This is a genomic window from Furfurilactobacillus cerevisiae, from assembly GCF_048961765.1.
Classification (GTDB): domain Bacteria; phylum Bacillota; class Bacilli; order Lactobacillales; family Lactobacillaceae; genus Furfurilactobacillus; species Furfurilactobacillus milii_A.
The window spans coordinates 531,791-548,607 of sequence record NZ_CP185253.1 but is presented as its reverse complement, the minus strand read 5'-3'; the positions used below and the strand labels follow the sequence as shown (position 1 = coordinate 548,607).

Annotated in this window: 13 protein-coding genes and 3 pseudogenes; 2 read left to right on the top strand and 14 right to left on the bottom strand. The window is 42.9% G+C overall.

The annotated features are described in order from the left end of the window. The first annotated feature begins 76 nt into the window (after nucleotides 1-76). The gene (locus ABUE36_RS02460) at nucleotides 77-1,252 is read left to right on the top strand and encodes an SAM-dependent methyltransferase (protein ID WP_161001689.1); all 1,176 of its coding nucleotides are present in this window, start codon (nucleotides 77-79) and stop codon (nucleotides 1,250-1,252) included. Nucleotides 1,253-1,713: 461 nt separating this feature from the next. Here ABUE36_RS02460 and ABUE36_RS02455 read toward each other — a convergent pair whose 3' ends face one another. The 8 genes and pseudogenes from ABUE36_RS02455 to istA form a co-directional block, all read right to left on the bottom strand. Beyond that, nucleotides 1,714-2,028, bottom strand: coding sequence for an AzlD domain-containing protein (locus tag ABUE36_RS02455; RefSeq protein ID WP_017263095.1), 315 nt, complete (start codon nucleotides 2,026-2,028; stop codon nucleotides 1,714-1,716). Continuing rightward, a complete protein-coding gene (locus ABUE36_RS02450; protein ID WP_421017085.1) occupies nucleotides 2,021-2,845 on the bottom strand; it encodes an AzlC family ABC transporter permease in 825 nt (274 codons plus the stop codon). The genes ABUE36_RS02455 and ABUE36_RS02450 overlap by 8 nt, the downstream gene beginning before the upstream one ends. A gap of 288 nt (nucleotides 2,846-3,133) precedes the next feature. After that, complete coding sequence (locus ABUE36_RS02445; RefSeq protein ID WP_161001965.1) at nucleotides 3,134-3,592, bottom strand: MarR family transcriptional regulator; 459 nt, start codon at nucleotides 3,590-3,592, stop codon at nucleotides 3,134-3,136. Nucleotides 3,593-3,960: 368 nt separating this feature from the next. After that, nucleotides 3,961-4,413, bottom strand: a pseudogene (locus ABUE36_RS02440) (tyrosine-type recombinase/integrase); the annotation flags it as partial. Nucleotides 4,414-4,485: 72 nt separating this feature from the next. Beyond that, nucleotides 4,486-4,728: pseudogene (locus tag ABUE36_RS02435) on the bottom strand (ATP-binding protein); the annotation flags it as partial. 9 nt (nucleotides 4,729-4,737) lie between these two features. Then, nucleotides 4,738-5,667 (bottom strand): IS30-like element ISLpl1 family transposase, encoded by a 930-nt coding sequence (locus ABUE36_RS02430; protein WP_096109805.1) that lies wholly within the window; start codon nucleotides 5,665-5,667, stop codon nucleotides 4,738-4,740. 90 nt (nucleotides 5,668-5,757) lie between these two features. After that, nucleotides 5,758-6,270: pseudogene (locus ABUE36_RS02425) on the bottom strand (ATP-binding protein); the annotation flags it as partial. 9 nt (nucleotides 6,271-6,279) lie between these two features. After that, complete coding sequence (istA, locus tag ABUE36_RS02420) at nucleotides 6,280-7,503, bottom strand: IS21 family transposase (protein ID WP_003555353.1); 1,224 nt, start codon at nucleotides 7,501-7,503, stop codon at nucleotides 6,280-6,282. Between the two features lie 381 nt (nucleotides 7,504-7,884). Between istA and ABUE36_RS02415 the strand changes: the two genes are divergently transcribed. Beyond that, nucleotides 7,885-8,805 carry an IS30-like element ISLsa1 family transposase gene (locus tag ABUE36_RS02415; protein WP_011373852.1) on the top strand — a complete coding sequence of 307 codons (921 nt, stop codon included), beginning with the start codon at nucleotides 7,885-7,887 and terminating at the stop codon, nucleotides 8,803-8,805. A 78-nt stretch (nucleotides 8,806-8,883) separates the two neighbouring features. Here ABUE36_RS02415 and ABUE36_RS02410 read toward each other — a convergent pair whose 3' ends face one another. From ABUE36_RS02410 to ychF, 6 genes are all read right to left on the bottom strand, one after another. Then, nucleotides 8,884-9,339, bottom strand: coding sequence for a MarR family winged helix-turn-helix transcriptional regulator (locus tag ABUE36_RS02410; protein ID WP_161001964.1), 456 nt, complete (start codon nucleotides 9,337-9,339; stop codon nucleotides 8,884-8,886). A gap of 277 nt (nucleotides 9,340-9,616) precedes the next feature. Further along, on the bottom strand, nucleotides 9,617-12,607 hold the full coding sequence (locus ABUE36_RS02405; protein ID WP_161001981.1) for a YhgE/Pip domain-containing protein: 2,991 nt from the start codon (nucleotides 12,605-12,607) through the stop codon (nucleotides 9,617-9,619). 299 nt (nucleotides 12,608-12,906) lie between these two features. Then, complete coding sequence (locus ABUE36_RS02400) at nucleotides 12,907-14,043, bottom strand: sensor histidine kinase (protein WP_026017036.1); 1,137 nt, start codon at nucleotides 14,041-14,043, stop codon at nucleotides 12,907-12,909. A gap of 2 nt (nucleotides 14,044-14,045) precedes the next feature. Next, a complete protein-coding gene (locus ABUE36_RS02395) occupies nucleotides 14,046-14,735 on the bottom strand; it encodes a response regulator transcription factor (protein ID WP_017260801.1) in 690 nt (229 codons plus the stop codon). Nucleotides 14,736-14,902: 167 nt separating this feature from the next. Continuing rightward, on the bottom strand, nucleotides 14,903-15,673 hold the full coding sequence (locus ABUE36_RS02390; protein ID WP_161001963.1) for a DUF1129 family protein: 771 nt from the start codon (nucleotides 15,671-15,673) through the stop codon (nucleotides 14,903-14,905). A 25-nt stretch (nucleotides 15,674-15,698) separates the two neighbouring features. Continuing rightward, nucleotides 15,699-16,802 carry a redox-regulated ATPase YchF gene (gene ychF, locus ABUE36_RS02385; protein ID WP_161001962.1) on the bottom strand — a complete coding sequence of 368 codons (1,104 nt, stop codon included), beginning with the start codon at nucleotides 16,800-16,802 and terminating at the stop codon, nucleotides 15,699-15,701. Nucleotides 16,803-16,817: the final 15 nt, after the last annotated feature.

Here is a 16,817-nt window from a genome sequence, read left to right as displayed (position 1 = left end):
TTTAAAAAACATGATGGCGTTTTTGCCATACGGGCACTACCATCAAACGGTTAACGAGAAAGGAACAGAAGGATTCATGCTGGATAAGACATTTTACAAGACATTTCTCAGTCACTCATTCAACATCCCTGTGCGTGTCAATTATTGGGACGGCACCAGCGATGTTTATGGTGGTGACGGCGAACCACAGGTGACAGTTACCTTTCATGAACTTGTGCCAATTAAGTCATTAACGCGCAATGCGTCGTTGGCCCTTGGCGAAGCTGTTATGGATGGCAGGATTGAAATCGACGGTAGTATTCAAAAGTTAATTGAATCAGCCTACGAAAGTGCTGGTAGCTTCTTTAACAACAGTAAGTTCAAACGGTTCATGCCAAAGCAATCGCACAGTGAGTCACACTCTAAAGAAGATATCCAAAAACATTACGATGTTGGTAATGACTTCTACAAGTTGTGGTTAGACCCGACGTTGACGTACTCATGTGCTTACTTTGAACATGACGATGACACCTTGGAACAAGCACAGTTGAACAAGGTTCATCACATTATCAAGAAGCTTGACCCTCAGCCTGGCAAACGTCTGTTGGATATTGGTTGTGGCTGGGGTACTTTAATGCTCACAGCAGCCAAAGAATACGGTTTAAAGGTCACTGGGATCACACTAAGCCAAGAACAATATGACTTGGTTAAACAACGGATTATCGATGAAGACTTACAAGACGTTGCCGAAGTTCGTTTGGAAGACTACCGCGAATTGGGTAACGAAACGTGGGATTACATCACCTCAGTTGGGATGTTTGAACATGTTGGTAAGGAAAACTTGGGCGCCTACTTCAAGTGTGTGGCCAAATACCTGACTGAAGACGGTGTCGCCTTAATTCACGGCATTACTCGTCAACAAGGCGGTGCCACAAACGCTTGGCTCGACAAATACATCTTCCCAGGTGGTTATGTTCCCGGCTTAACGGAAAACATCGACCACATGATCGACGCTGGTCTGCAGGTCGACGACATGGAACCACTACGTCGTCATTATCAACGGACCACGGAAATCTGGGACAAGAATTTCAATGAGCACCGTGACGAAATTGCCAAACAATTCGACGAACGCTTCATGCGCATGTGGGACTTGTACCTGCAGGCATGTGCGGCTTCGTTCCAGTCTGGCAACATCGACGTCATTCAGTTCCTGCTCACTAAGGGTGCATCTGGTCGCGTGTTGCCAATGACACGGGATTATATGTACAAATAATGTTTCACACCAACAACTGTCAATTTCTTGACGGTTGTTTTTTCTACTTCTAGTCAAGCTAAGTTACAGCAGTCAAAAAAATGGGAGGCCTACACGTAAATTCCCGTTCCGTCTGGCTGGGATGTCATTCCGTGAGACCGGTCTCAGCCTCCCCAAACCGGAGTCTTTAACCTCGATTTTGAGCCACAAACCGTCTCAAAAGTCGTCCCGCAACACTACGTGGCCAAGCCCCGCCACCAAGTGTTGCCTTCACGGAATTCTATCCCTGCCCGACTTCACTCACATTGTATATTATCGTCAGCTGGAGCAATGTAAGTGCAAGGCAAGACCCCATTACTCAACAACAGTCTGAAAGTTACCAGGTGATAACTTTATTCAGTATAACGATGTGAGCAAGTAACTGGCAGGCACAAAAAAACTGACCCTCAAAAAATGATAGTCAGCTGTTAATTCATTCAATTTTATAAGAAAGTTGTTAATGCCCACATGAGCAACAATCCCAAAACAACGGACAATGTCATTGAACGCGTGAAGTACGCGATAACAATAACAAGCACCGCGGAAATCATGGCGGCAATGTTGCCTACAGAAAAGGCATACGTCGAGGTGACGAAAATTTGCTTCACAATTAACGCGGTGAACAACGACACAGGGACAAAGCCCATCCACTCGTTGAACCAGTCTGGAATTTTACGTTTGGAAAAAAACAACATCGGGAAGTACCGCGGAATAAAGGCCGCCACTCCCGCCAATAATACTAAGGCTAAATCATTCATGGTCGTGATCCTTGTCTTTCTCTTGTTCTTCCTTCAACAGTCGCTCTTTAGTCAGCTCCTGCTCGTTAATCGTCTCGCGCGTCCCCGAGGGACCACGAACTTTGTACAGTAGGGAACTGCCCTGTGCCATCGAACGAATCACGCGATCAGCCAAGAATCCAGCTGTCGAGGCGAGCAACGTCGCGATCACAATCCCTAAGGTACTCTTTAACGCAACACAGAAGAAAGCAGACAGCACACCTGCTAAAATGGCTGTCAGCAGCGTTAAACGGCGCTTAACTTGCATCGTAACCATAAACAAGAATAAAGCAGTTAATGCAAAGTCAACAATCACTAAGTTAATGTGCAATGATGACCCGATCAAACTCCCAACCACGTTTGAAAATGCCCAGGTGTACAACGCATAGTGTTCAACCAATAAAGCATTACCTGGTGTCCAATATTTATCCGTGGCAAACTTCAAATAGTTAACCGCGTAGTTTTCGTCGTTTAGTGAAAACGCGAACCCCAAAATAAATCTGTGGGATGACTTTTTGAGATAGTGTGACAAACTAGAACCCAAGAGTGCATACCGTAATTCAAGGAAAAACAGCATAATTACAATCTGGGAAATTGGTGCATGAATCGTTAACATAGTGGCAATCAAAAATTGCGCACCACCTGAATACACGATCAATGACACAAGTGCCACCAACCATGTATTCAAACCGCCCGCATGCAATAGCACACCACAAGCCAAGCCAATGGGAATATAGCTTAAACATAGCGGCATCGCAATTTTTAGCACTGCCAGCCAGTTCGCCGGTTCCTTTTTCAAAATGCATCCTCCGTCATTAAAGCACGCTCAGTTAAATCCTCACCGTTCGTTTGAATGAAACTGAGCGGTTCGCTTTAGAAACAAGTAAGACTCAATGAATATCTCGAAACAATGCGAGTATATTTTACCATGATTAAAATGTCTTTGTAACCATGCAGACGGAGATTGACGAACATCAAGACGAATGAAAGCGTTTTTATTTAACAAAGATGGAACGTTCGGTTAAAAAAGATAACAATATATCTGAAATGTTTAAGAATTCAGATACATTGTTATCTCACAAAAAAATTATTCAAGTTTAGTATCTTCAAGAAGATGAGCAAAAGCAGCAAAGTCAGTATGTAGCCGCATCATTTCTGCTTCACCCATATTATTTAAGACTTTCGCTGCCATGGCTTTTGCTTGGGCAACTTCGCGATCAGCCATTTTTTGACCTTTTTTGGTCAGCTTTATGATGTGATGACGACGATCGTTTGGATCTTCAGCCATCTCAATCAGGCCATCCTTCATCAATTCAGAAATTTGAATAGAAATTGCACCCTTAGTCACATGGTTTTTCGCTGCCATGTCAGATACGTTCACATTCGGATTTGTAGCGAGTTGATTCAATATCGATAGGCCGCTCCACCCAATACCAAACGTAGTTGAAACTCGACCAAGAACCTTTTCAATCTGGCGGAAACTCGACAGATACCCCTCTGTCATCATATCAACGACCAATTTTTGTTCTTCTTTTTGATTATCCACGAGTGACACCACCTTATTAGTTGATGGGAACACTTTTGGGCCGCACAATTCACAATAAATTAAATGCAATTCACTAAAATAGCAAGAATCGTGACATGGCTCAATATATTCCACTAATAAAAGTATAACATACGTTCATTAACAGGATGAACTATTAAAGTGGTAAATACTTTGTCTATCCTTCATATATCAACATTTTAAAAGTGTGATCATTTAGAAATTCTTTGTTAACGATATGTGCTATCACACATAATACCCTGCTGTATTCAATTGGTCACTTTATTTAACTATCGTCTATGAATAATAGATCGCCGATATACCAACCTTCTGCCTACTATATGTCACGATTCTTGCTAGAGTCGTGACTTTTATTTACCCAGCCGAAATCCCTTCAACGCATTCTGAATGTCTAGTTCTTCAATGCCCAAATAGCGCTTTGTAACAGATTCACTCGAATGATTTAACAAAATCATTAATGTCGCAATATCATGTGTTTGCTGATAGTAATGGTAGCCAAATGTTTTCCGCAATGTGTGTGTCCCAATGTCCTGACGATGCATTCGTAAGGCTGCTTTCTGAAATATTTTATAAACTGAGTTAACTCGTAGCGGTCGACCATAGTTACTGATAAATAGATAATTGCTGTCCGACAAACCATCAATATAGGTCAGCACTTCCTCACGGATACTGGCCAAATATAGCAATCTTTTTTTACCCGTTTTCTGTTCCGTAATTGTACAATTATAAATCTGCTTCACGTCAGCGACTCGCAAACGAACGATATCACTCATTCGCAGTCCCGTGCTCATACCCAGCAATACTAGAAAACGATTCTGTCAAGGGCAGTTTAAAAATGTAGGTTTTCGGCAGAAAGAAATGTAGGTTTTCGGCAGTTACTTGAGGCCACGTAATCGGTAAGATTTACCAGTGATCTTCACTACGTGAACATGATGAACCAAGCGATCGAGAATGGCTGCTGTCACAGTTGGGTTCTGGAAAATATCAACCCAAGCGGATAGATCACTATTGCTGGTAATGATCGTTGAATGCTTTTCATAGCGGGCATTGACTAGCTGAAATAAGAGGTTAGCTTCTTGGTGACCAATTGGCAAATACCCAATTTCATCAATAGGTAGATTGCAAATTTAATCCGAATTTTTGGACAAATTGGTCAGCATAACCTGATACGGTGTTTTCCAGTCAAGTATTTTAAGCGGTCTCTGGTTAATTTGGAGTAACGTCGTCGTTAAATCTTGAGCACTAATGTGCTCAAAACGAGTCCCCTTAGGATAAAAATAACGTAAATTCCGATTAAAGCGTTCATTACTACCACGTTCAGCTGGCGTATAAGCATGACAGTAATAGGTCTTAATACCATATTGTGATTCAAATGATACTAGCCCACTAAACTCAGTACCACGGTCCACAGTAAAACTGTGCACCGGTCCATTAAAAGTTGTTAGGAACTTAGTCAGTGCTTCATTAACACTCGCTGTCGTTCGGTCCTTTAACCGATATGCCCAAAGGAACCGTGATTTGCGATCGATTAAAGTTAATAAAACTGCCTTACTATGCCCACGAGGGCCAACGACGGTATCTAGTTCAAAATCACCGATGCGATTACGTTGATTAATCATCATGGGACGCTGTTCAATCGATCGCCCCAAAGATTGATTATATTTGGATCGTTGGTCAACGTTACGCCGTTGGCGTACGCCATGTTCAGGTAGATCATTCAAGGAGAAACCAATTCTCCCCTGATTTAGCCAATTATAAATAGATTTAGTCGCTAGTTTAAATTCGTGAGCAATCATTCCTGGTGACCAGCTTAGATGTAAATGGTTGAGAATTGTTTGCTTTAACTCATCGCTCAGCTTAGTTTTCCGACCACATCGTGATCGCTTGTATTCGGCATCTGTTTGTGCTAATTCAGCCTGATAAGGTTGACATCGAGATAATTCATAAGAAATTGTTGACGGTGATCGGTTCAGCCGAACGCCCATTTGGATATTGGACAGCCCTAGTTCACAAAAGGTTTCGATTTTAATTCGTTCGGAATAGGTTATACTAGACAAAAGATCAGCTCCTAAAAGATGGGTTTGTTGTAAACACCATTTTAAAGGAAGCTGATCTTTTTTGTCCGAACAGCGTTCGGATTAATTTTACAATCTACTAATAATTAATAGGTCATAGCGCGAATAGCGGCTTAGAGATCGATCAAGCAGTCCTTTTTCGTAAGCTGCTCTCAATCTAATCAACAGCTCATGACAATTAATAAAGAGAACCCGACAGCCCTGTTTACAGGCCTCAATCCCAATACTAATTGCCAAGTGGGTTTTACCGACTCCCGGATTGCCAATAAAGATTAAGTTTTCAGACTTTTCCATAAAAGCCAGATTCTGGAATTCCAGAACCTCTTGGCGATTCATACTGGGTTGAAAGCTAAAATCAAATGTATCTAGGGATTTTGTATTGGGGAACCGAGCACGGCCAATGGCCCGTGCAATCTGACCTTCGTGTCGATTCTGGAGTTCCGAATTAGTTAAATCAATTAGCGCCTCAGTTAATGACAGATTATCAGTGTGAATTTGATCAAGGTAATTCGGCAAGTATTCACGGATTTTGTTTAACCCTAAGCGCTCAAGATTATTTAAAAGAATTTGATTATTAGTGGTCATGGTAGCCTCCTATAAGTTGTCGTAATCAGTCATATGTTCACGAATGTAAGCTGAAATGTCTTCATCTGTCCGCCCTTTAAGCAAATCAGATTTGAGGATATTGAACTGATCTTGGGGGTCATAATTCAGCGAATTGGTAGTTATGGAGTGCGTACGAATTTCTTCTCCGTTATAATAAATGTGAATGCGCTGCTCATCATTGGAGATTTCAACAGCAACCGTACAACCAATGTATCGCGGATCTACTGAGTACTTACATTTGCGGAAATTGATCATGGCCTCCTTCGAAACGACACGGGTAATGTTTTCTTCGAAGTATGGTTCAAGGAGATTAACTGGAACGCGATGAAGGTACTCTTTTTCTTCGTCTAACCATTTCAGGTACGGGACTTCGTCCGTGGCCTGCGAAGTTTCATGATTTAGATCATCTCGGAGCATATGAACTAGTTCGATTAGCTCAGTTCCATCAGCAAATTCAGTATTGTATGGCCGTAAACGTTCAACCGTGCGAGCAAGGGCTTCAACTGCACCTTTAGTTTGTGGTCTGAATGGTCGACAAGCAATTGGTGTGAAACCGGCATCTTTACAGAATTCGTGGAACCGTTCGTTAAAGACAGCGTGGCCAAACTGGGATTTTGTATGATCCACAACGGTTTTCATATTATCAAACCAGATTTCCGTCGGAATACCTCCGGTATGAAGGAAAGCGTCGTGTAAGCAAGAAAAGAGGGTATCTTGGCTCCGATCAAAGGTTAGTGTCATATATTTGAGTTTTGAATAAGGCAATACATACAAGAAAATATTGAATTTAAACAGCTCACCCTCGCTGCTCACTAGGGCCATTTCTTCTTTCCAGTCAACTTGAGCAGAGAGACCAGGGGAATGTTCAATCCGAATGGTAGCTTTCTTAACTCGTTCTCGGCGGGTTTGGCGACAATAATCTTTCACGAGGGTATAGCTGCCGGTAAAGCCCTTCTTCTGGATAAATTTAAAAATTGAAGCAGCCGAACAATTTAGTTCAAGCTTTGAATCGATGGTTTGCTTGAATGGATCCAGTAAACTTGGCCGTTTCGGTCGACCACTTGGTCGGCCCTTAAGTCCAGCTTTGACTTCCTCATAGGCTTTCTTAACGGTTCGATAATCAACATTATATTGCCGGGCAATCTCGGCGAAGTTAGGCTTAATATTTTCAGTCACGTAAATCGTCACTCCTTCTCTTAAATCACGTCTCACATCAAATTCCTCCTACACTCTGATGTGATTCATGATACAAAAAATGTAGGAAAACCAACAGTTCTAACCTGCCGTTTTCCTACATTTTACGGGTGCCTTTTACAATTCCGCTTACTATACCTTCCTACGCTGACCGCGTGCAAAAACTGTTGAATTTCTGTAGCTGTTCGTAATGGTTGTACATTATATGTCATAAGAGACCCTCCCTATTAAATAACGATTCGCGCCATTAATAGTTTACTCGATGCAATCATTAATAGAATGGCTAATATTTGTTTTAAGTGGCAAATTCTATAATTAATCCGAACAGAAATTAAAAAGCCCAAAGTAATCACTTACAATGGTAGTAGCTAATTCCAACCAATATAGGGAGTGATTACTTTGGGTACATCTACTTTATCACGTTTTCAACGTGGCGCACTAGCACAACTGGTCAATGAGGGGAATAAATCTTACCAAGTAATGGCTGACGCCTTAGGCGTCGCCAAAGCTACGATTAGCTATGAGTTGGACCGGGTTAAACCTTATGATCCAGAATTAGCTCAGCAAGATGCAGATCGCAAAAGGCGGAATTGCGGTCGTCGTTCGATGCTGACGGCAGCATTAGCGACTTTAATTACCAATCACTTACGATTAACCTGGTCACCAGAAACCATTGCGGCCGCTTATAACTTGAGCACTGCGTCAATTTATAATTGGCTTAATCGTGGCTGGCTCCCCTTCAAATTGACTGATCTACCCAATCGGAATGTCCGCCAGCACCGAGTGAGCGAAAATCGTGGGAAATTTACAAGTGGGACTTCCATCGAACAACGGCCAACAACTGTTAATCAACGATTAGCTTTTGGTCATTGGGAAGTAGATACGGTGCTTTCTAGTCGAAGTGAGTCACGATCATGTCTGGTTACATTCGTAGAACGTAAGACCCGACTTCTATGGGCCATCAAAGCCCCTAATAGAACGGCTAAGGCTCTAAACACCGCCTTTGGCAAGTTTATGGGGGCCTTCGGTCCCCAAGTAAAATCCATTACTGTTGATCATGGTAAAGAGTTTGCCAATTATCAGGCCTTAGAACAGGATTATCAGATCAAAGTTTATTTTTGCCATCCATATTCACCATGGGAGCGAGGTTCCAATGAATATTTTAATAGACGGTTACGCTGGTTCTTCCCGAAAAAGACCAATTTTAGCCAAGTAACGACTGATGAGATCCTAGCAGCACTTGAACTAATTAATCAACGACCATTAAAAATACATCATCAACAGACTGCCATTGAAAGATTCCGGGCTTGTTCGGATTAAACTTGTAATTTGCCAAGTCAAAATAAAAAACGCAGAATTTTCTGCGTTTAATTTCCTGTACATAGCTTTTAAAATTGACTACTTGATTGGTGTATTGCTCAATGTCTCTGCAAACGTAGCAAAGTTTTGATGCAGACGCCGCATTTCGTTCAGTGGCATATTGTCCAGAACACTTTGAGCAATTTCATTGGCTTGAGTATGTACCCGATCAGCCAATTTTTCCCCACGTTTGGTCAGTTCAATTCGATGGCGGCGCCGATCATTTTCGTCTTCGCTAATTTTGATCAAATTACGGTTGAGTAACTCAGTAATTTGAAGTGAGACAGCGCCCTTAGAAATGTGATTTTGCTGAATCAAGTCAGCTGTGGTGACACTAGCATCATTAGCAATCTGGTTCAAAATAGACAGACTGCTCCACCCTAACCCGAATTTTTTTGCAACTCGCTTTAACGTTTTCTCTATCGAACGGAAACTCGCCAAATAGCCTTCTGACATCATTGTAATCACCATTTCAAGTTGTTGCTCATTTTGCATTTGATTTCTCCTAATATATCCGTAACTTGCGCAACCATTTTTAACAAGAATAGTTTAATGTCAATCCCGTCAATCGATTAAACATTTACTTTTATATGACGTTTATAGTCAATGGGATTAATTTATATTCAAAGTATATCACGCACAATCAAATTATTGCATAAACGAGCACTTATTTATTTTTATTACGGGAATTATTACTCATCTTTTTTCGAAGTAAACCACCAAAAAAAGCCGTCACAGCCAAGTTTGGCCGTGACGACTTCTTTATTAAAAACTATTTTTCAACATCTTGTAACTTCTGATTATCATCAAGCTGCGAGAAGCCTTGTAGATGCATGCGTTGCAATAACAACATCGACAACCATAACAGGACTGCGAAGATCACTGCCATCAGCAGTAACAAGCCAACTGCCTGTGTAACCGTGTCATTACCCAAGCCGGACGTTAATCCCTGACGTAAGCCAAGAATTGAGTACGTCATTGGTAAGTATGGATGAATGGCATTGTAGAAGCCGTTTGTTACTTGCATTGGGAATGTACCGCCTGAACCACCAAGTTGCAACATCAGAAGAACCATGGCGATGAAACGACCAGGGTTATCCAGTAACATGGATAGGAACATGACGAGGAACATCGACGCTATCGAGAAACTAATTGAAACGGCAAACATCTGACCAGGATGATCAGCTGACAAGCCGAATAACATCATCAAACCAGTTTCAGCAACTGCTTGAACCACGGCAACAACTAAACCAATCGTGCTCTTACTGAAGAACCAAGCCGTTGCGCTTTGCCCAGACATTGAAACCTTCCGAATTGGGTATGCAAAGTTGAAGACGATTGCCCCAACATACAAGGCAACTGATAGTACGTAAGGTGCCAATGCGTGCCCGTAGTTAGCAACCTTACTGTAACTCTTGTGTGTCAACTTGGTTGGCGCACTAAACATGTCAGAAGTCTTAGAAGTTAATGGCATTGCATTAACTTGATCAGCACCTTTACCAAGTGCGTCTGATAGTTTAACAGAACCGGTAACCAACTTCTTCGTGCCGTCTTTCAAGGCTGGCGAGTTGCTGTTCAATTGAGAAGTACCATCAGCAAGCTGGTTAACACCATCTGTTAAGGCTGGGATTTGACTGTTCAGTTGATCCAAACCACCAGAAAGCTGGTAAGAACCATTTGCCAATTGTTGAACACCACCGACTAATTGAGGTACCTGAGCGTTCAACTGACCGATACCACCATTCAATTGGTTAGCACCTGATACAAGTGCACCAGAGTTGGCATTCAATTGTGATGAACCATTAGCCAATTGTTGAACACCGTTGGTTAATGTTGGTACCTGAGTATTCAACTGATTAAGACCACCAGAGAGTTGTTCGGAACCATTAGCCAGTTGACTAACACCACCAGTCAGTGCAGGAACCTGACTGTTAAGCTGTGCTAAACCACCTGACAATTGGGAAGTTCCAGAAATAAGTGCCCCTGATTGACTGTTCAGCTGTGAGGCACCAGCAGACGCTTTAGCAACGCTATTAACATACGTTTGAATACCATCTAACTGTGTCGACATGCTCGATGTTTGAGCGGCTAGATTTTGTAACTTATTAATCGTGTCTTGAGAAGTCAGTGAACCCGCAGTCCCTAATAATTGATCTGCTTGTTGGAATGTGGAAGCTGCTGATTTACTCAGCGCGTTAACGTCAACCCCGTTTAACTGATTGAGAGCAGGCTGAATTTTAGTCAAGACATCAGTCATGCCACTAAGACCGGCATTAACCTTGTCGGCTGCACCCTGAGCAGTTAATGCAGAAGTTTTACCAGCTGCAACATCACCTTGAATTGCATTAATTGCAGTTTGCTTATCGGTATCACTTAAACTAGAACCATTGATGTCGGCAACAATCTTGTCAAACGAAGCGCTGGCTGCACCAGCACTGTCCTTCGCAACTTGAAGTCCCTTGGTGGCATCGCCAGTATTAATACTACCAAGATGAGCATCAGAAACAGTCTTTTGCAAATCAGAAAGTGTGCTTAAAGTACCCATCTGGGATTGTAAATCCGCCATGCTCTTCTGTAAAGCTGGTGTTTGATCATGAACCGATTGCATCGCTTTCAACATGTCTGGTAGTTCAGATAACTGAGCGGATGAATCTTTGATTTTCTGCAATCCAGCAGTTATTTGACCATTGTTTTGAGAAATCTCACCTAACCCAGAATTCAACTGGGAAACAGCATTCGTGTACTGTTGAACGCCGCTATTAACTTGATTAGCACCGTTTGATAACTGATTAGCACCACTAGCTAATTGTGCAGTTTTACCATTCAATGTTTGAATGCCAGAATTCAAAGCATTTCCACCATTGGCAAGTTGACTAACACCACCAGCCAATTGACCAGTGCTACCATTCAACGTCTGAATACCAGAGTTCAGTGTTCCAACACCGTTAGTGTACGTTTGCACACCACTGGCTAATTGGCCTGAACCGCTGGCAAGCTGATTAACACCGCCAGCCAATTGACCGGTACTGCCGTTCAACGTCTGCAAGCCATTGTTCAGCGTCTTACCACCATCAGCCAACTTACCGACACCAGATGATAATGGTCCGACACTCATCTTCATGGTTTGGACACCATCGTTCACCTGGCTCACGTAAGCCGTGTAGGTATCGATACCAGTACCAAGTGTCTTTTGACCCTTAGACAAGGTCTTAGCACCCTTAGCAGCGGTATTCATTCCCTTCCCAACCTTTTTAACTTGTTGGAAAGTTGCATCGGCATAAGCCTTGATGATTGTTTGACGAATCTTTTCGTTTAACCCGGTGGCACCAATCTGACTGATAACTTCACCAATGTAGTTTAACGATCCATTGGTTTCGTATTGGATATCCATCTTTTTGGGGTTCTTGCTCAGCACGGATGCAGCATTTTTAGATGTGTCCTTTGGGAAAGTAACAATCGTGTAGTACTTTTTGTCCTTTAACCCTTGCTTAGCCTTCTTTTCAGAAACAAACCGCCAACCAAGCTGATGATCCTTCTTCAGGGATTTAATTGCTTGGTCCCCGACGTTCATCGTCTGGCCTTGATATTTTACCGGTTGGTCGTTGTTAACAACGGCAACAGGCAAATGCTGTGTTTCCCCATATGGGTTCCAAACAGACTTCAAGAAGAAAATACTGTACAAGAATGGAATAATCATAATAGCAAGAACGGAAATCAGAATTAACCGATTCTTTCCAATAAATTTCCATTCATTCGCAATCATCTTCACGTGGTGCCACCTCTTTTTCTCTCGTCATTCTAAGTTACATACAAACGTTTTTATGCGACCGTGCCCACAAAAAAATAAGCTTTTCATTGCGGACATTACAAGTCCACAATATACACCGATTGTTAACAAACCTCAACCATTTATCAGCGCACTAAAACGTTTTCTTAATTATTCTACTTCATTGAGAGCGCTTAACGGTGCGGTTCTGCAGCACTTTAAAAGCACAAAAAAATCCGTTTCAAACGAAAAAAAATCGTTGAAACGGATTATCTCTTCTATATAACATCTATTATTTATGGTTGTTGCAAAGGCTGATCATGATGAATCGGTAGATGGATCACGAAACTCGTAAGGTTCTCATCGGACTCAGCAAAGATATAGCCACCATGACGCTCAACGATACTCTGCGCAATGGCCAAGCCTAGTCCAGTCCCGCCAGTTTCCTTCGAACGTGATTCTTCAACGCGGTAGAAACGTTCAAACAGCTGATTTAACGCCGCCGTTGGAATTTCACGACCATCGTTGGAAACACGCACGATAACTTCGTTGCCCTTTAGCTTGGCATTCAGTTCGATAAACGTAGCGTTCTCACCATACTTAAGCGCGTTTGAAATCAGGTTATTGAACACACGCCCCAACTTCTCAGCATCAGCTTCCATCATAATATTGTCAGGAACAGTCGTCGACGTAATTGTTAGTTGTTTCCGACTCGCTTCCAGTTCATAACTGGCAGCTAACTGTTCGAGCATTTGACTGAAGTTGATTTCATTAATGGTCAACTCAGCTTCAGTACCGCGCATTTTCAGGTACTCAAACAGATCTTCCACCAACGATTTCATCTGGGTGGCCTTCAAATAGGCAATGTGAGAGTATTTGACCAAATCTTCGTCTGTCTGGTACTGATTATTCTCAATCAAGCCCAAATAGCCAATGATGGACGTTAATGGGGTTCGAATATCATGACTGACGTTTGTAATCAATTCATCCTTCGAACGTTCTGCCTGGCGCTCATCATTCATCGACTGAGTGGCGGAATCAACCAATGAGTTGACCGAATCCACGACCCGCTGCAAACGATGATTCAGTTTGAATGAAATACGGTGCTCCAAGTGACCGTCTGAAATATAGTGCAATTCATCGATGATATGATTCATCTGGTAAAGGTGATAGCGTCTGATTAAGCGCCAATACAAAACAGCACAGTCGATAAGAATCATGACTGCAATAAAAATATTTTGATAGCTCCAAATGTACCGTCCACCAATCACCAGTGACCGTTTGATCATGTACACTCCACCGGCAATCCCCGGATTAGAGTGCAACAGATCGTTCAAAATCACAACCAGCGATAGATTTAAAAGGAGCAGCAACACAATGGTTACTACCCCTTCAAAAATTAACGACCACTTTTCGCGTGGAGTTAGTTTCATCATTAGTGTGCCTCAATCTTGTAACCAACGCCCCAAACGGTTTCGATGACTTTCTCGCCGTTCGTTGCTTCTTCAATCTTGTCACGTAAATGACTCACGTGAACCATAACCGTTTTGGCGGACACAACGGATTCTTGTTGCCAAACACGTTCAAAGATATCATCAGCTGAGAAAACACGGTTTGGATGACTCGCCAACAGGTATAAAATACCAAATTCCAGGGCTGTCAATTGAATCGTTTGCCCATCAATCGTTTTGACTTCATGTGAGTCTTTGTTAATGGTCAATGGGCCAATGTCTAAGACGTCAGGTGTATCGCTGGTAACATGATCTTCAGACCGGCGCAACAATGATTTTACCCGCGCCATCACTTCAAGCGGGTTGAATGGCTTAGTAACGTAGTCGTCAGCTCCAGAGATCAATCCCTGAATCTTGTCCATATCACCGGTTTTAGCTGATAGGATCAAGATTGGAATCTGTGAGTCCTTACGAACTTGTTTAACCACTTCAATCCCGTTCATTTCAGGCATCATGATGTCCAAAATCATCAAGCCAATATCAGGATTGGTGTTCAGCTTAGTCAAAGCATCCTTACCAGTGTAGGCTGAGATTGGTTCGTAACCTTCATTTTTAATGTAAATTTCTAACAACTGTGCGATTTCTTTGTCGTCGTCAACCACTAAAATCTTCATCGACATTTTCCTCCATTATTGGAACACGTGGTGCGCTCAACGTAATCAAGTCGACTACGGAGCGAAATACCTGTGGTCTATTCTACTAGACATTGACGGCTGGGACAAATTAAGAAAGAGCAAAGGAAAAAGCCACCATACTTATGGCAGCTTTAGAATTTCCAATGTTACTTACGTTGATTCTGTCTGTTCCGCGCATTGTTAGGGTTAGCAAACATCCCGCCAATGATGTTGAAACGGCGACGGAGCCACAAATCGGCACCAAATGCCGCCAAGGCCAACAAGATGTACAACCATGCAGGCAAGATTGGGTTAACGACTGGTGGTAACAAACTGACACCCATGAAGAGAACCAGAATCAGTACCAATAACCCTGCCATTGCCAATAAAATCCGCCATAGTGGCAAACGTTTGCGACGATCAGTTGGATTCAACATTGGCGTTAACCATGACCAACCAAGGCCAAAGACAATTGACACGATCAGAATACCGACAATGCCCATTTGACCAGACTGTTGCGCTGGCTGTTTGGAGAAGAAGCCCAAGATTCCGTACATCGCCGTGAAAATGGCTAAGATACTCAGCGCACTATCAGCGGCAGTTGGCCAGAAACCAGCTGGTTCGGCCCCATCACCATTCGTGTTCTTGGCAGGCCCGTTAATCAGTTCATCGGCGTGGGCCGTTGGTGTACCAAACAGTTGTTTAGCCGTTTGACCAGTCTTTTGACCTTCCTTCAACTTGTTTAACGTATCATCCACCTTAACGTTACGCTGTTCGCCAGTATAATCACGTTGGTCTAAGATCTTGTTTAACTGGTACATAAATTCTTCGTTACGTTTGGTCAACCCTTGATCATTAAATCGAGTTGTGTCGGTACGGATTTGACCATGGTGCTCTTGTTTAGCACCCGCGTTACGTTCGCGATTTTCTTCAGTCACAATAAATCTCCTTATGTGTCAATTTCTAAACGTTGAACCGGAATTCAACGATGTCACCGTCCTGCATGACGTAGTCCTTACCTTCAAGACGGAGCTTACCAGCCTCACGGACCTTTTGGACACTACCGAGACTGTCTAAGTCATTAAAGGACATAACTTCAGCACGGATAAAACCACGTTCGAAGTCAGAGTGAATGATTCCGGCAGCTTGTGGTGCCTTTGTGCCAGCACGATAAGTCCAAGCACGTGTTTCCTTACCACCAGCAGTAAAGAAGGTTTCCAAACCGAGTAACTTGTATGAAGCGCGAATCAGCTTGTTCAAACCCGGTTCGTCAACACCTTCAGCTTCAAGGAATTCCGGCTTGTCTTCATCGTCCATTTCGGCAATTTCTTCTTCAGTCTTCGCCGAAACAGCAACCACACCACTACCTTCTGTTGCCGCAAACTTTTCAATCTGCTTAACGTACTCGGAAGCTTCTGGGTCAGCCATGTCATCTTCAGCAATGTTGGCCACGTACAAAACTGGCTTGGAAGTTAATAAGAACAAACCGTTAACAATCTTCTGTTCATCCTTGTCAAAGTCCAACGTCCGCACGGATTTACCGGCTTCCAAAACTGGTTTGATGCGCTTCAGCACACCATATTCAGCAATGGCATCCTTTTCCTTAGCGTTCGTCGCCGCCTTTTCAACCTTGGCGTACCGTTTGTTCACAGCGTCCAAGTCGGCAATAATCAGCTCAGTGTTGATGGTGTCGATATCTTCCAATGGTTCAACCGTGCCTGTAACACTGGTGATGTTGTCATCATCAAAGGCCCGGACCACGTGAACGATCGCGTTAACCTGACGAATGTTTTCAAGGAACTTGTTTCCTAGTCCTTCACCCTTGCTGGCACCCTTAACGATCCCAGCAATATCGGTGAATTCAAACGTTGTTGGTACAACCTTGTCGGCTGGTTCGATTTCTTGAATCCGGTCAAGCCGTGAATCAGGCACTTCCACCATCCCCACGTTTGGTTCAATCGTTGCGAACGGGTAGTTTGCCATTTCGGCACCCGCCTTGGTAATTGCGTTGAAAAGCGTGGACTTACCAACGTTTGGTAGTCCAACAATTCCTGCTGTTAAAGCCATGTTAACCCTTCACAC

Coding starts and splice junctions, on each gene's coding strand:
- ABUE36_RS02460 (WP_161001689.1), top strand. CDS start 77: ATGCTGGATAAGACATTTTACAAGACATTTCTCAGTCACTCATTCAAC.
- ABUE36_RS02455 (WP_017263095.1), bottom strand. CDS start 2,028: ATGAATGATTTAGCCTTAGTATTATTGGCGGGAGTGGCGGCCTTTATT.
- ABUE36_RS02410 (WP_161001964.1), bottom strand. CDS start 9,339: ATGCAAAATGAGCAACAACTTGAAATGGTGATTACAATGATGTCAGAA.
- ABUE36_RS02405 (WP_161001981.1), bottom strand. CDS start 12,607: ATGATTGCGAATGAATGGAAATTTATTGGAAAGAATCGGTTAATTCTG.
- ABUE36_RS02400 (WP_026017036.1), bottom strand. CDS start 14,043: ATGAAACTAACTCCACGCGAAAAGTGGTCGTTAATTTTTGAAGGGGTA.
- ABUE36_RS02395 (WP_017260801.1), bottom strand. CDS start 14,735: ATGAAGATTTTAGTGGTTGACGACGACAAAGAAATCGCACAGTTGTTA.
- ychF (WP_161001962.1), bottom strand. CDS start 16,802: ATGGCTTTAACAGCAGGAATTGTTGGACTACCAAACGTTGGTAAGTCC.